Raw genomic sequence first — 14,509 nt, 5'->3', positions numbered from 1 at the left:
GTGGTGCGGTGACCTCCGATGATCGCCCACGGTGGCGCCCGCGTCATTGGTGGGACGGCCCAAAGAGTGCGGGCGGGTGCCCGCCGGGGCTGGAGGGTGCCACGGGGACTCGGCCGGTCCGGGGGCTTGCCAAGGCCGTGGGGATGATTTAATTTCTGAAACTAACTACTTGGCGGCGATAGAGTGCGGGGGAGGAGGCAGCCATCGTGGACGTCCGGAACGACCAGCCCCAGGGCCTGATCACCCCAGGTCAGCGCGCCGAATACATGCGGCAGGGCAACGCCTCCGCCGTGCTGCGCGCGGTACTCGCCTACGGCCCCGTCTCGCGGGCCGAGATCGCCCGGCACACCGGCCTCTCGGCGCCGAGCGTCACCAAGCTCACCAGCACGTTGATCGATGTCGGGCTGCTCGGCCAGCTCGCACCCGTCGAGCCCACCCAGGGCCGTCCCCGGGTGCCGCTGCGGGTCGACCCGGACCGCACCGCCGCGCTCGGCCTGCACATCGGCGTGCTGCGCAGCACCTTCGGCCTGGTCGGCCTGGACGGCCGGGTCCTCGTCGAGCGCGAACTCGCGCACGCCGAGCTGGCCGACACCTCCCCCCGCGCCATCGCCGACCAGGCCGTTCGCGGGGTGCAGAGCCTGCTCGACGAGCGCCTCGGCGACCGCCGGCTGGTCGGCACCGGGGTCAGCATCGGCGGCTGGGTGGACGGCGCGCGTGGTCGGGTCGTCGAGCACGGCCCGCTGGGCTGGCGGGACGTCCCGCTGCTCGACCAGCTCGCCGGGCGGCTGCCGGGGCCGGTGGTGCTGGAGCAGACCGTCCGGGCCATCGCCCGGGCCGAACTCTGGTTCGGCGCCGGGCGCGAGGTCGACGACTTCGCCCTGGTCTTCATCGGCAACGTGCAGGGAGCGGCGATCGTGGTGGACCGGACCGTGCACCGCGGGCCGGGCGCGGCGGCCGGCGGCATCGAGCACCTGCCCGTCACCGACGACCCCGAGGTCCGCTGCCCGCGCTGCGGCGCCGGCTGCCTGAGTGCCGCCGCGGGCGACATCGCGTTGACGGCCCAGGCCCGCGCGGCCGGCCTGCTCGGCCCGGCAGAGGGCACGCCCGGCGGTGAGCACGGCGCGGCGGGCTATGGCCTGGACCTCGAACGTCTGGTGGCCGCCGCCCGCCCGGCCGGCTCCGGCACCGGTGACGTCCGGGCGCAGGACCTGCTGCGCCGCCGCGCCCGGCGGGCCGGGCGGGCCGTCGCCACCATCGTCGACCTGCTCAACCCGAGCCGGATCGTGCTGGCCGGCGGCATCCTGGTCGCCGAGGAGTACCTGGACGACCTGCGGGCCGAGGTCGCGCTGCGCAGCCACCGCGGGGCCGCGGTGGTCGAGGACATCGTGCCCGCCGTCTTCGGCGCGCGCACCCTGGTCCGTTCCTCCGCGGTGCCCGCGCTGGAACGGGTCATCACCGAACCCTTCGCTGCCCTGGGGATGCTGTGACCGCTGTGACCACTGGGATGACCACTGTGACCACTGGGATCGACGCCCAGCAGGTCGAGCTGTACCGCTGCTCGGTCAGCCTGCGCACCGACTGGCTGCTGCTGCGGCTGACGGATGCCGACGGGGTGACCGGCTGGGGTGAGTGCTCGGACGCCGGGCCGGTCGGCGCGGTGCTCCGCCAGCTCGACGGCTGGGCCCAGGACCCGCTGGACACCGGGGCGTTCACCCGCACCACGCTGCTCGGCGGCTTGGAGCAGGCCCGCGCCGACCAGGCCGCCCGGCGGGCCGGCCAGCCGCTCTGGCGGTGGCTGGGTGGCAGTGCGCCGACGGACGCGGCACCCTCGGTCGAGCTGTACGCCAACGTCAGCCGCGCATCGCGCGGCCGGGCCCCCGCCGAGGTGGCGGCGACGGCTGCGGCCGCCGGCGCGGCCGGGTTCCGCGCGGTGAAGCTGGCGCCCTTCGACACGCCGGGCGGCGACCGCCTCGCCGACCTCGGGCTGGCCCGGGTGCGCGCGGTGCGCGAGGCGGTCGGCGCCGGGGCCGAGGTGCTGGTGGACTGCCGTGAGCGCCTCCCACTGAGTGAACTGTCGCGCCTGCTGGACGCGTTCGCCGAGCTGCGGATCGGCTGGCTGGAGGACGGCGTGGGTGTCGACCGCCCGGAGGAGTTGGCCGAGCTGCGGGCGCGGACCGACATCCCGTTGGCCGGCGGCGAGTTCGCCGGCACTGCGGAGGAACTCAAGGCGGTGGCGGGCCTGTTGGACATCGTGATGCCGGACGTCAAGCACGCCGGTGGCCCGAGCGCGGTGCTCGCGCTGGCCGCCGCCGCGGCGGGGGCCCGGATCTCGCTGCACAATCCGGCCGGGCCGATCGCCACGCTGCACAGTGCCCACCTGGCCGTGCAGTTGCCGCCCGAGCCGCTGGAGTACGCCTTCGGCGAGGTGCCCTGGCGCTGCGACCTGCTGGGTGGCGCCGAGCGGATCAGCGCCGGACGGCTGACCCTGCCGACGGGTCCGGGCCTCGGCGCGGAGCCCGACCTGCGCCACCCGTCGGTGACCCCGCTCTGGCGCGGAGCCGCGGACCTCGCCGGAGCCTGTTGTCCGGTCGGCTAGTGCGGCAGTAGTTACCGGTTTCCCGAGGTGATTGTCGGACAGTCCGTCTGACACATTTCCAGTCCTTCCGACAGAACTCAGAATTCCGGCGGAAACCCCGCCGATCGGCCCCCGCCGATCGACTGGAATTTTGCCAAACCCGGACCAAATGTTGGCTGGTGGGCTGCCTGGTCGCAACCATCGGAGGCTGGGGCCACGTCATAGGATCAAACCATCGTGCGCTGCTCTGCCCCCCGCGGCGCCGCCCGGATCCTGCCATGGTCCGGGTGCCACCCCGAGCCGGAAAGACCCGCCTTGCTACCGCAGTCCGCCCGCCCACGCGCCGTCCTGACCGTCACCGCCGTCCTGGCGCTGGCCGCCACACTCTCCGCCTGTGGTGGGGACGGGGGCAAGCCGGCCGCCCAGAGCAAGCCGGCCGCCCAGCGCGCCCGGCAGCCCGGCCGCGGTGCCGCCGAGTTCGACGCCGTCGCCCTCCGACAAGGTGCTGATGCCGACCGGTCCGGCCACCCAGCTCAGCAAGGCGCGGGACACCGCGGCCGGCCCGATCATGATGACCACGCTGACCGGAAAGAAGTCCGGGGTCAGCGCCAAGGTCTGGGTCTGGCTCCCGCCGGAGTACAACGACCCGAAGTATGCGAACTACGGCTTTCCGGTGATCACCCTTTTCGCGGGTGGCCAGAGCAACGGCTACAACACCTGGACCGACGACCAACTGCCGATCCAGGTGGCCGACGCCGAGCTTTCCAAGGAGGGCAAGGCCCACCCGTTCATCATGGTCATGCCGGTACAGAATCTGATCTCCGACGAGCAGCGGGCGCTGGACTGCAGCGACATCCCCGGCCAGCCGAAGATGGGCACCTGGATGTCCCAGGACGTCCCGGACTTCGTGCGCGCCAACTTCAGGACCCTGAAGAGCCGGGACGGTTGGGGCCTGATGGGTGCCTCGACCGGTGCCTTCTGCAGTGCCAAGCTGGCGCTGGAGCACCCGGACCAGTACAAGGCCGCGGTGCCGATCGACGGCTACTTCAAGCCGGACTCGCTGGACTGGAAGGGGCACGACGCCGAGCGGCTGGCGGGCAGCCCGGACGTCCTGGTCGGCCAGGGCAAGGCCGACGTGCGGATGCTGGCGACCGCGGGCGGCGGAAACCCCCCGGAGGCCAACCTGGTCAAGGCCTGGGTGGCCAAGGCCGCGCCGCCGCTGAAGATCGACTACTACGAGCAGCCCGGCGGCAAGCACCTCACCTCGGACTTCAAGAAGATGATCCCGAACACCCTGCAATGGCTGACCCAGAACATGGCCGGCCCGTCGGCCTGACGCCCCGGGCGGCCGGCCCCGCACAATCCGTCAAACCGGCTCTGACCTGCACGGCAATCGGGCATTGATTCGCTGCTGATCGACTGTGACCACATTGGACGGCAGCGCCGTTCGTCACCGGTCTCACCACCGGGCCGAGCGGCGCCGCACCGTCCCCGAGTTTCAGTCGTGAAGAGAGCGCCATGCAGACGCACCTTCTGTCCGTCCCCGCCCCGCGCGGCCCCGCCGAGCCGGTCCAGCCGGTCCGGCCGCCGCTCCGCTTCGCAGGGCTGCGCCTGGTCCATGCCGCACTGCGCCGGGACCTCGCCCGGCTGCCCACCGCGCTGCGGCTGCTCCAGCCCGGCGACGAGGCCGGCGCGACGGCGCTGCGCGGCCACTGGGAGTTCCTCACCGCGATGCTCACCTGCCACCACGAGCAGGAGGACCACCGGGTCTGGCCGCTGCTGCGCCGCTTCGCGCCCGAACTGCGCCTGCTGGTCAACTGGCTGGAGGACGACCACCACAACCTGGATCACTCGTTCACCCGCGCCACCACGTTGATGCGGGTGGCCACCGGGGATCCGGCCAGCGCCTGGCCGGTCGCCTACGCGCTGGAGGAGCTGGCGGCCCGCCTGGAGACCCATCTGCGGGTCGAGGAGGACCAGGTGCTCCCGGCGATGGAGGAGCTGTTCTCGCCGCACTCCCGGGTCGGCACCCTGGCCGAACTGCTCGACCTGCTCCGCGCCGCCGAGGGGCCGGGTGCGCCGGACGCGCTGGCCTGGCTCCTGGACGGGGTCGCGCCGGAGGAGATCGAGGCGCTGATAGGCCAGTGCGACGACCTGACCGCTCGGCAGTGGCCGCACTGGCAGGCCGTTTACGCCCGCTGCACGGCCCAGTTGTGGGGGACTCTGCCGATCGGCGAGTGAAGGTTCCGGGTGTGATGCAGGTAGCCGGTGTCGCTCGCGTGACATCCGGCGTACATGCGGCCTGTGAATCCTCCGGGCCTGTGCGAACGGCGAGTTGACGCGCGTTCGACCGTGGACCGGCGGGTGGGGTCGGGGTGGGGCAGACGTCCCTCCGTGGGCGGGGAGCTGACCCGCCGTCGTCGCCCTGCTAGCGTCCTGCGGATGTCCTCACTCCTCGAACCGCCCCTGTTCGCCCGCCTGAAGGGCGCCTCGCGGATCCTCGTCGCGGGCGCCGGTGGCGGTTTCGACGTGTACGCGGGCCTGCCGCTGGCGCTGGCGCTGCGGGCGGCGGGCAAGGAGGTCCATCTGGCCAACCTGTCCTTCAGCCACCTCGGCGGCCTGCCGCTGGACGTCTGGCTGGACGCGGACGTCGCCGCGATCGGCCCGGACACCCCCTCCCAGGAGCGCTACTTCCCCGAACGCACGCTGGCCCGCTGGCTGCGCCTGCACGGGATGCCCGAGACGGTCTGGGCGTTCGCCTCCGTCGGCGTCCAGCCGCTGCGGGCCGCCTACCGCGCGCTGATCGCTCACCTCGGCATCGACGCGGTGGTGCTGGTGGACGGCGGCACCGACATCCTGATGTGCGGCGACGAGATGGGCCTCGGCACGCCGGAGGAGGACATGGCGAGCCTGGCCGCGGTGGCCGGACTGGACGGCCCGGCCGAGCGCCTGGTGGTCTGCCTCGGATTCGGCGTGGACGCCTATCACGGGGTCAGCCACGCGCTCGTGCTGGAGAACCTGGCGGCCCTCGCGCGCAGCGGCGACTACCTCGGCGCCCTGTCGCTGCCGCGCGACAGCCGTGAGGGCACGCTCTACCTGGACGCCGTCGCGCACGCCCAGGCGGCCACCCCCGAGCACCCGAGCATCGTCCAGGGCTCGGTGGCCGCCGCCCTGCGTGGCGAGTTCGGCGACGTCCGGTTCACCGAGCGCACCCGGCACAGCGAGCTCTTCGTCAACCCGCTGATGACGCTCTACTTCACCGTCACCGTCAGCGGTCTGGCCGCCCGCAACCGCTACCTCGACCGGCTGGAGCGGACCGTGCTGATGCGTCAGATCAGCACGGTGATCGCCGAGTTCCGGGACGAGCTGCCGCACCAGCGCCCGCCGCGTGCCTACCCGCATTGAGTCGCGCCGACGGGAGGCGGCCGCTCGGGCCTTCTTCGCGTCAGCTCGTCTTCGCGTCAGGTCTTCTTCGCGGCGGCCACGATCTTGACCGTGGTGTGCAGGAAACGGGCGGTGCCCTGGCCCTGGTAGGACTTGCCGAAGACCGCGCCGGGATTGCCGGCCGGGCGCCCGTTGATGATGTGCGCCACCACGAAGGCCGCGCCATCGGTGGCGCCGATCACCTCCAGATCGCCCTTCGGGGTGCTGCGGGGGAGCTCCAGATCGGCCGGCAGCGGCTCGGAGAGGAAGACCACGCAGAACCTGTTCTCCGCGGTCAGCTCGATCCCCGCGAACGGGTCGGCGGCGAGGAGCTCCTCGACCTCGCCCACCGTGCGCAGCATGGTCGGGACCGGGAAGCCGAGGGCCTGCTCCAGGTGCGCCTCGATCCTGCGGGTCAGCGCGGCCCGGTCGGTGCCGGCGGCTGCGGAGAAGAAGACGTTCCCGCTCTGGATGTACGTCCGCACGTCCGCGAGGCCGAGCTCGCCGAAGAGCTCCCGTACCCGTGCCATGGTGACGGTGCGTCCGCCGACGTTCACGGCGCGCAGGAATGCGATGAAGGTCTCTGCCATCGTTCCAGTCTGGCACCGGCCACTGACAACGACGGGCGGTGCCCCGTCGTTGTCAGTGGCCGGTGCCAGACTGGGAGTCATGGCTACTTGGCAGGATTTCGAGAAGGAAGCCCCCGATCTCGCCCCCGCCGTGCTCGCACGCCTGGAGGCCCACCGCCACCACGTGCTGGCCACGCTCCGCAGGGACGGATCGCCACGGGTCAGCGGCACCGAGGTGCTGGTGATGGGCGCCGATCTGACGCTCGGCTCGATGCCCGACGCGGTCAAGGTGCGCGACCTGCGCCACGATCCGCGTTTCGCGCTGCACGCCAACCCGGGCGACGGGTCACTGGAGGGCGGCGACGCCAAGCTCTCGGGGCTGGCCGTGGAGATCGTCGACGAGGTGGGCCGGCTGGCCTACGAGTCCGAGCTCCCGCAGCCGCCGTCCGGGCCGTACCACGCCTTCCGGCTGGACATCACCGAGGTCGTCCTGACCTCGATCGGCCCGGGCGGTGACCACCTGGTGATCCAGAGCTGGCACCCGGGCGAGGAGGTGCGCACGGTCCGTCGCGCCTAGCGGTGCCGCGCGGGTCGCGCGGTCAGCGCTTCTTCTTCGTCGGCTCCGGCAGCACCGAGCGCAGCGCCTCCGGCGTGCGGGCGACGATGGCGTGCCCGTCGTCGGCGGTGATGATCGGGCGCTGGATCAGGATCGAGTGCTCGGCCAGCGCCGCGATCCAGCGTTCCCGGTCGCCGTCCTCACGGCTCCAGTCGCGCATGCCCAGTTCCTTGGCGATCGGCTCGTCCAGGCGGGTGATGTCCCACGGGTCGAGCAGCAGCCGGCCGAGCACCTGCTCCAGCTCGGCCGCGGTCGGCCGGTCCTCCAGGTAGCGCCGCACGGTGTAGTTCGCACCGACGGCTTCCAGCTCGGTCAGGGCGGCGCGGCACTTGCCGCAGCGTGGGTTGATCCAGATCTCCATGCCGCCAGCGTACGCACCCGGCCGAAACCGGAACGGGGAACTCCGTCCATCGCGTCGCCGGTTCACCTAGCGGTCCGGAATCTCAGCGAGAGGCTCAGGCATGGACGGTACGCAGATCATCGACCAGTTGCTCACCCCCGAAGGGTCGGCGGACCCGTACCCGCTCTACGCGCAGGCGCACCGGCTCGGCCCGGTCGCCCCGATCTGGGACGACATGCTGATGGCGGTCGGGTACCGGACGGTCCACCGGCTGCTGCGCGATCCGGGGTTCGGGGTGGCCGACGCCGAGCGGCGGGAGGTTTTCGACCCCGAGTACCTCGAGCACAGCTCCAGAACGCTGCTCAGCTACTCCGTCCTGGAGGTCAACGCGCCGGACCACGCCCGGATGCGCTCGCTGATCGCCTCGGTGTTCACCGCCCGCCGGGTGGCGGCGCTGGAGCCGGCCGTGGCCGCCACGGTCCGCCGGCTGCTCGACGAGATGGCCGAACTCGGTTCCGGCTCGGCTGCGTTGGACTTCATGGACACCTTCGCCTTCCGCCTGCCGGTCAACGTCATCTGCGAGCTGCTCGGCGTCCCCGAACAGGACCGCTACCTGTTCCGCACCCTCGCCGCCGACCTCACGGTCTCGCTGGAGATGATCGTCGAACCGGACGACATGCTGGCCGCGGACGCCGCCACCGACCGGCTCGCCGCGTACTTCACCGAACTGGCCGCGCGGCGCCGCGCCGACCCGCGCGACGACCTGGTCAGCGCCCTGGTCCAGGTCGCTGACGCGGCCGACGCCCGGCTCACCGATCAGGAACTGCTGGCCAACCTGGTCCTGCTGCTGGTGGCCGGGTTCGAGACCACCACCAACCTGCTCGGCAACGGGCTCGCGCTGGCCTTCCAGCACCCGTGGACGGCGGACGGCCTGCGCACCGGCAAGGTCACCCCGGCCGGTTTCACCGACGAGGTGCTGCGCTACGACTCGCCCGTACAGCTCACCTCGCGCCTGCCGCTCAAGCCCGGCCTGACCATCGAGGGCCACCCCGCCGGCAACGGCGCCTTCCTGCTGCTCGGCGCGGCCAACCGGGACCCGGCCCGCTTCGTGGACCCGGACGTCTTCGACCCGACCCGCACGGAGAGCCAACCGCTCTCCTTCGGCGGCGGCCCGCACTTCTGCCTGGGCGCCCAGTTGGCCCGTCTGGAGGCGAACCTGGCGCTGCCCGCCCTGCTGTCGCGGTTTCCCGCCCTCACTCCGGCGGGCGATCCCGTCCGCCGCGACCGCCTGGTCCTGCGCGGCTACCAGTCGCTTCCGGTCGCCCTCGCCTGAGTGGTCGCCCTCGCCTGAGTGGCCGGCGTCCCGGGGAATCCAACCGGGACGAAGGTCCCGACCGTGCGGGGCAAAGGGCTCCCTCGGCGTACGGGGGCGCCACGGGAGAATGGAGCTTCCACCCCGCCCGTTCCCGACTCCCCGTCCCCCTTCCCTGTTCCCTGTTCCCGCTCGTCGCGCCGGCTGAGGAGGCCCGCAGTGTCCGCACCTGCCCAGCTGCGCCATACCCCGGCCGCATCGCGCGGTGACGCATCGCGCGGTGACGCGTCGCGCGGTGACGCGTCGCGCCGTGACGCCGGGCGCCGTGCCACGCCGCCCGGCCGCCGTACGCCCGGTGGCCGTGTGCCCGGCGGCCGTCCGCCCGGCCACGCCGCCACCGCCGCCGAGCGGCGGATCGATCCGCGCTGGATCCGCTGGCTGCCGGTGCTGCTGGTCCTCATCGACCTGATCATCGAGGCGGCCCTCCCGCAGGCCACCGCGGCCGGCTTCCTGCTGACCACGCTGCCTGTCCTGGTGGCCTTCGGCTTCGGCCCGCTGGCCACCGGCCTCTCCACGGTGGCCGCGCTGGCCCTCCAGCTGGCGCTCGCGGCCCGGGTCGACCACCTGCTCGAACACCACCACCTCTGGGTCTACGTCTCGACGATGCTGGCGGGCCTGGCCGGTGTGGCGCTAGCCCACCAGCGCACCCGCCAGGACGGCTACCTGGTGCGCGCCCGGACGGTCTCCGAGGCCCTGCAGCGCACCGTGCTGCGTCCGGTGCCCGAGCTGGTCGGCGGCCTGCGCACGGCGGGCCTCTACCGGGCGGCCGAGGCCGAGGTGGCGATCGGCGGTGACCTGTACGAGGTCTGCGACACCCGTTTCGGCACCCGGATCCTGCTCGGCGACGTTCGCGGCAAGGGCTTGGAGGCGGTCCGGACCGTGGCCGACGTGCTGGGCGCCTTCCGCGCCACCGCCCACGAGACCGCGGACCTGGTCGAGCTCGCCGAGCAGCTGGACCGCCAGGTCCGCCGGGAGGCGGCCGAGTGCGGTGACGAGGAGCTCTTCGTCACGGCCGTCCTGGTGCAGCACGAACCCGGCTCCGGCCGGGCCGAGGTGGTCAGCCGGGGCCATCTGGACCCGGTCCTGCTGACCGGCGGCGCCGTGCGGACCGTGCCCTGCTCGCAGGACCTCCCGCTGGGCCTGGGCCACCTGCGCGCGCAGGGCCCGCCGCCGTCCACCTCGGTCCCGCTCGGCCCCGGGCAGACCCTGCTGCTGCACACCGACGGCGTCACCGAGGCCCGCGACCGGGCCGGCCGGTTCTACCCGCTGACCGAGCGCCTCGCCGCCCGCTTCGAGGGCCGCAGCACGGTCGCCCCCGACCAGCTGGTCGCCTTCCTCGGCGAGGACGTCTGCGCCTACGGCGGCCAGGCCACCGACGACCTGGCCGTGCTCGCCCTCTCCCCGCTCGCCCTCTCCCCGCTCCTCTCCGCGCCGGAGTAGCCCAGGCTCGTCCGTTCCGCCGGGACGGCGATCTGACGTGTCGTCACGACCGCCTTGAGTGACGACCGTCACTGCTCCGAGATCGTCACGCAGACCGACCTGTTGAGGTCCCGGATCGAGGGCGCGGACCTGACGCTCCCGGTGCCCCCGGCCTCGGTCGAAGCCCTGCAGGTGCTGCCCCTGGTCGCGACGGTCGGCTTCCTGCTGGTCGCGCTGCGGGCCACCGTGGTGATCGGCGACCCGCGCTGGGCGATCGCCGCCGGGGTCTACCTGATCCCCGTCGGCCTCTCCGCCGCCGCCATCGCGATCACCCGGCCGGGCGCCCTGGTGACGCTCGACGACCAGCTGCCGGCCGTCCTGCTGGCGGCCGCCTGCGCCGTGACGCTGGTGCGCCGCCCCCGGCGCCGCGCCGCGAACTGACCGCGAGCCCGGGCCTGTTCCACAAACCATATTTCCCGTGCCCACCGGACCGCACCCGGTGGGCACGGGACGCTGCACCCCATCGACACGTCCCGTCCGGATCCCGTGGCCGGACCGGACTACCGCCGCGAGCCTGCCGAGCCGGGGCCGGGCAGATCGTCCCTGGACTGCCGAGCCACGCATTGATACATTCCCGTATCGGATACGTTGGTGTATCGAACTGAGGATGCCGATGGCCACGCTTGTACCCGCGCCCCCTCCCGACGCCCACGCCCCACGCGTCACCCGGCGCCGGATTCAGACCCGGGCGCGTCTGCTCGACGCCGCCTTCGACGTCTTCGCCGCCGTCGGGTTCGGGCAGGCGTCCATCGAGGGCATCTGCGAGGCCGCCGGCTACACCCGGGGTGCGTTCTACTCGAACTTCACCGGCCTGGACGAGCTGTTCTTCGCCCTCTACGACGTCAGGGCCGAGCTGATCACCCGCCAGCTCGCCGATGCACTCGCCACGGCCGACGGGATCCTCGACCAGTCGCTGCCCGACCTGCTCGGCCGCGTCACCGACGCCCTGCTGCTCGACCGCGACTGGCTGCTGGTCAAAACGGAGTTCCTGCTCCACGCCGCCCGCCGCCCCGCCGTCGCACAGGCGTTGGCCGCACACCGCGCCACGCTCCGCGCGACCGTCGCCCAGCGCCTGCGCGAAGTGTCCGTCCACCACGACCTGCCGCCGCTGCTGGCCGACCCCGACACCGCCGCGCACGCCGTGGTGGCCGTCTACGACGGTGTCACCGCCCAACTGCTCCTCGACGGCGACACCGCCGCCGCCCGCACCGCGCTCCACCGGCTGCTGACCACCCTGCTCACCACCGAGGAATCCCATGGACGCTGACGTCATCATCGTCGGAGCGGGCCTCGCCGGGCTCACTGCCGCGCACGAACTCACCTCCCGCGGACGGAAGGTGGCGCTGGTCGACCAGGAGAACGCCGCCAACCTCGGCGGGCAGGCCTGGTGGTCGTTCGGCGGCCTGTTCCTGGTCGACTCCCAGGAGCAGCGCCGGATGGGCGTCAAGGACTCCTTCGACCTGGCCTGGAGCGACTGGCAGGGCAGTGCCCAGTTCGACCGCCTGGACGACCAGGACTCCTGGGCGGTGCGCTGGGCCCGCGCCTACGTCGAGTTCGCCGCCGGTGAGAAGCGTTCCTGGCTCACCGGCCACGGCCTCTCCTTCCTGCCCACCGTGGGCTGGGCGGAACGCGGCGACCTGCGCGCCGACGGGCACGGCAACTCCGTACCCCGCTTCCACGTCACCTGGGGCACCGGCACCGGCGTCGTCGAGCCCTTCATCCGCTCCGCCCACCAGGCCGCCGCACGCGGGCTGCTCAGCTTCCACCACCGCCACCGGGTCGACGGGCTCGTCGCCACCGACGGCACCGTCACCGGGGTGCGCGGCCGGGTACTCGCCGAGGACCGAGCGCCGCGCGGCGCCGCCTCCAGCCGCGAGGAGGTGCGCGACTTCGAACTGACCGCCCAGGCCGTCGTGGTGACCACCGGCGGCCTCGGCGCCAACCACGACCTGGTCCGCGCACACTGGCCTGCCCGGCTCGGCACCGCGCCTCAGCACATGGCCACCGGGGTGCCCGCCTATGTCGACGGCCGGATGCTCGCCATCAGCGCCGAAGCCGGCGCCCGCCTCGTCAACAGCGACCGGATGTGGCACTACACCGAGGGCGTGCACAACTGGGACCCGGTCTGGGCCGGCCACGGCATCCGGATCCTGCCCGGCCCCTCCTCGATGTGGTTCGACGCCCTGGGCCGCCGCCTGCCCCAGCCGTACCTGCCCGGATACGACACCCTCGGCACCCTGCGCCACCTGCGGACCACCCCCGACCTGAGCGAGCACGACCACTCCTGGTTCGTCCTCACCCAGAAGATCATCGAGAAGGAGTTCGCCCTCTCCGGCTCCGAGCAGAACCCCGACATCACCGCCAAGGACCGCCGCGCCTTCCTCCGTGAACGCCTGCTCGGCAGCGGCGCGCCCGCGCCCGTCGAGGCCTTCAAGCGCAACGGCGAGGACTTCGTGGTCGCCGCGACCCTGGAGGAACTCGTCGCGAAGATGAACGCGCTGACCGACAAGCCGCACCTGGACGCCGCACTGATGCGCAGTCAGATCGAGGCGCGCGACCTGCAGACGGACAACCCGTACAGCAAGGACGCCCAGATCCAGGGCATCCGCAACTCCCGCCGCTACCTCGGCGACCGTCTCGGACGCACCGCCACCCCGCACCGCCTCCTCGATCCGGCCGCAGGCCCGCTGATCGGCGTCAAGCTCCACGTGCTGACCCGCAAGACCCTGGGCGGCATCCAGACCGACCTCGACTCCCGCGCGCTCGGCCACGACGGCACCCCGGTGCCCGGGCTCTACGCCGCCGGCGAAGTCGCCGGATTCGGCGGCGGCGGTGTCCACGGCTACAACTCCCTGGAAGGCACCTTCCTCGGCGGCTGCCTCTTCTCGGGCCGCGCGGCCGGCCGCGCGGCGGCCGCAGCCACGGCCTGAGCCCACACCGGGAAACGGCGCCCTGGTCCAACTGTGGACCTCCAACGGCCGGTCCAACCAGACGTGGAACCAACCTGAGGGCTTCTCTGCGGACGGCGGATGCCCCGGTGGCCGGTCCCCGCAACGGCGGAGACCGGCCACCGGAGCCCTGTTCAGCTGCGCAGGCTCCACTGCTGGTTGCCCGCGCCCGAGCAGGCCCAGAGCTGGAGCTTCGTCGCGTTCGCCGTGCCGGCGTTGGTGTCGATCTTGTAGGGGGCGTCGCCGCAGTCGTGGCTGATGTCCACGGCCAAGCCCTGGTCGCACAGGCCCTCGGCGAGGCGCGCGGCCAGGCGTTCTTCGTCCTCGACGATCAGGATCCGCATGGGTCATCCTCTCGCGGAGGTGGACGCGGAGGCGGCAGGTCTGGTGAGCAGCTCGGGCAGGCCGGACGTGTACCAGGTGGCGCCCTGCGGGTCGACGGTCAGGGCCTGGTAGCCGGTGCGGTGGGCGAGGTCGTCCAGCCAGGCGTGGGCGGTGACCGGGCCGTCGGGGCCGGTGGTCATGGCGAGGGCGGCGGTGGCGTAGCCGTCGGCGAGGGTGAGGTCGGGGCCGGTGACGGTGACCTGGGCCAGGCCGGTGGCGGGGCGGGCGGTGCGCGGGTCGAAGACGTGGGCGCCGCGCTCGGTGGTGCCGGAGGTGGCCACCGCGCCGTCGTGCACCTGGAGCACGGTCAGGACGGTGCCCGGGTGGTGGGGGTCGGTGATGCCGACCCGCCAGGGGGCGGCGGGGTCGTGGCCGCTGTGCAGGCGGACGTCGCCGCCGGCGTTCAGGACGTGCCGGGGCAGGCCGTGGGCGATGGCCAGGGCGGAGGCGCGCTCTGCGGCCCAGCCCTTCACCGCGCCGCACGGGTCGAAGTGGGGTGGGTCGCCGACCGCCCAGGCGTCGAACGCACCGTCGCTGTCCTGCTTCAACTGCTCGCAAAGGTGCAGGACTTCGCGAATGCCTGGGCCCTCGGGGTGGTCGGCGAGGGCGGTCAGGGGCAGGCGTCCGTCGCGGATGCGGCTGATCGGGCTGTCCGGCTTGAAGGGCGAGAAGACCTCGTCGATGTGGTGGAGGTGGGCGAACGCGGCGGTGGCCGCGGCCTGGAAGAGCGCGGGGTCGGTGGTGCCGGGGGCGCTGAGGGAGACGACGGTGCCCATGACGTGGTCGGTGGCGGTGCGCACGGC

At 73.0% G+C, this 14,509-nt stretch carries 16 protein-coding genes; 11 read left to right on the top strand and 5 right to left on the bottom strand.

The genetic code is table 11. From position 1 onward, the window contains the following. Positions 1–206 precede the first annotated feature (206 nt). Together BS80_RS35595 and BS80_RS35590 are read left to right on the top strand one after the other, a co-directional pair. Complete coding sequence (locus tag BS80_RS35595; protein WP_051967626.1) at positions 207–1,487, top strand: ROK family transcriptional regulator; 1,281 nt, start codon at positions 207–209, stop codon at positions 1,485–1,487. A 26-nt stretch (positions 1,488–1,513) separates the two neighbouring features. Continuing rightward, a complete protein-coding gene (locus tag BS80_RS35590) occupies positions 1,514–2,596 on the top strand; it encodes an enolase C-terminal domain-like protein (protein ID WP_198045696.1) in 1,083 nt (360 codons plus the stop codon). Positions 2,597–2,893: 297 nt separating this feature from the next. On the opposite strand, the gene BS80_RS43310 is transcribed toward BS80_RS35590, so the two are convergent. After that, positions 2,894–3,103, bottom strand: a complete 210-nt coding sequence (locus BS80_RS43310; protein WP_232246767.1) for a hypothetical protein — start codon at positions 3,101–3,103, stop codon at positions 2,894–2,896. On the opposite strand from BS80_RS43310, the gene BS80_RS35585 reads away from it, so the two are divergent. The 3 genes from BS80_RS35585 (at position 3,084) to BS80_RS35575 (ending at position 5,980) form a co-directional block, all read left to right on the top strand. Continuing rightward, complete coding sequence (locus tag BS80_RS35585) at positions 3,084–3,911, top strand: alpha/beta hydrolase (protein ID WP_232246766.1); 828 nt, start codon at positions 3,084–3,086, stop codon at positions 3,909–3,911. The genes BS80_RS43310 and BS80_RS35585 overlap by 20 nt on opposite strands. Before the next feature lie 182 nt (positions 3,912–4,093). Then, on the top strand, positions 4,094–4,816 hold the full coding sequence (locus tag BS80_RS35580; RefSeq protein ID WP_035805763.1) for a hemerythrin domain-containing protein: 723 nt from the start codon (positions 4,094–4,096) through the stop codon (positions 4,814–4,816). Between the two features lie 201 nt (positions 4,817–5,017). Further along, positions 5,018–5,980, top strand: a complete 963-nt coding sequence (locus tag BS80_RS35575; protein WP_035805761.1) for a DUF1152 domain-containing protein — start codon at positions 5,018–5,020, stop codon at positions 5,978–5,980. 56 nt (positions 5,981–6,036) lie between these two features. Here BS80_RS35575 and BS80_RS35570 read toward each other — a convergent pair whose 3' ends face one another. Then, entirely contained in the window at positions 6,037–6,588 is a 552-nt protein-coding gene (locus BS80_RS35570) for a DUF1697 domain-containing protein (RefSeq protein ID WP_035805760.1), read from the bottom strand. 79 nt (positions 6,589–6,667) lie between these two features. On the opposite strand from BS80_RS35570, the gene BS80_RS35565 reads away from it, so the two are divergent. After that, positions 6,668–7,144, top strand: a complete 477-nt coding sequence (locus BS80_RS35565) for a pyridoxamine 5'-phosphate oxidase family protein (protein WP_035805758.1) — start codon at positions 6,668–6,670, stop codon at positions 7,142–7,144. A 22-nt stretch (positions 7,145–7,166) separates the two neighbouring features. On the opposite strand, the gene BS80_RS35560 is transcribed toward BS80_RS35565, so the two are convergent. Further along, positions 7,167–7,544 (bottom strand): ArsC/Spx/MgsR family protein, encoded by a 378-nt coding sequence (locus BS80_RS35560; RefSeq protein ID WP_035805756.1) that lies wholly within the window; start codon positions 7,542–7,544, stop codon positions 7,167–7,169. A 100-nt stretch (positions 7,545–7,644) separates the two neighbouring features. Here BS80_RS35560 and BS80_RS35555 point away from each other — a divergent pair, with 100 nt between their 5' ends. From BS80_RS35555 to BS80_RS35535, 5 genes are all read left to right on the top strand, one after another. Then, the gene (locus BS80_RS35555) at positions 7,645–8,856 is read left to right on the top strand and encodes a cytochrome P450 (protein WP_035805754.1); all 1,212 of its coding nucleotides are present in this window, start codon (positions 7,645–7,647) and stop codon (positions 8,854–8,856) included. 198 nt (positions 8,857–9,054) lie between these two features. After that, a complete protein-coding gene (locus BS80_RS35550; protein WP_157536769.1) occupies positions 9,055–10,335 on the top strand; it encodes a PP2C family protein-serine/threonine phosphatase in 1,281 nt (426 codons plus the stop codon). Between the two features lie 54 nt (positions 10,336–10,389). Then, the gene (locus BS80_RS35545) at positions 10,390–10,755 is read left to right on the top strand and encodes a hypothetical protein (protein ID WP_035805751.1); all 366 of its coding nucleotides are present in this window, start codon (positions 10,390–10,392) and stop codon (positions 10,753–10,755) included. Between the two features lie 232 nt (positions 10,756–10,987). Continuing rightward, on the top strand, positions 10,988–11,641 hold the full coding sequence (locus BS80_RS35540) for a TetR/AcrR family transcriptional regulator (RefSeq protein ID WP_051967622.1): 654 nt from the start codon (positions 10,988–10,990) through the stop codon (positions 11,639–11,641). After that, positions 11,631–13,304 (top strand): FAD-binding dehydrogenase, encoded by a 1,674-nt coding sequence (locus BS80_RS35535; protein WP_035805748.1) that lies wholly within the window; start codon positions 11,631–11,633, stop codon positions 13,302–13,304. Before BS80_RS35540 ends, BS80_RS35535 begins: the two co-directional genes overlap by 11 nt. Before the next feature lie 152 nt (positions 13,305–13,456). Here the strand turns inward: BS80_RS35535 and BS80_RS44215 are convergent, their stop codons facing one another. Together BS80_RS44215 and BS80_RS35525 are read right to left on the bottom strand one after the other, a co-directional pair. Continuing rightward, a complete protein-coding gene (locus BS80_RS44215) occupies positions 13,457–13,666 on the bottom strand; it encodes a hypothetical protein (RefSeq protein WP_035805745.1) in 210 nt (69 codons plus the stop codon). A 3-nt stretch (positions 13,667–13,669) separates the two neighbouring features. After that, complete coding sequence (locus tag BS80_RS35525) at positions 13,670–14,506, bottom strand: FAD:protein FMN transferase (RefSeq protein WP_157536768.1); 837 nt, start codon at positions 14,504–14,506, stop codon at positions 13,670–13,672. Positions 14,507–14,509: the final 3 nt, after the last annotated feature.

It is taken from the genome of Kitasatospora mediocidica KCTC 9733 (assembly GCF_000744225.1).
Lineage (GTDB): Bacteria > Actinomycetota > Actinomycetes > Streptomycetales > Streptomycetaceae > Kitasatospora > Kitasatospora mediocidica.
The sequence above is the reverse complement of the archived record's forward strand: the minus strand, read 5'-3'. Positions and strand labels throughout refer to the sequence as shown.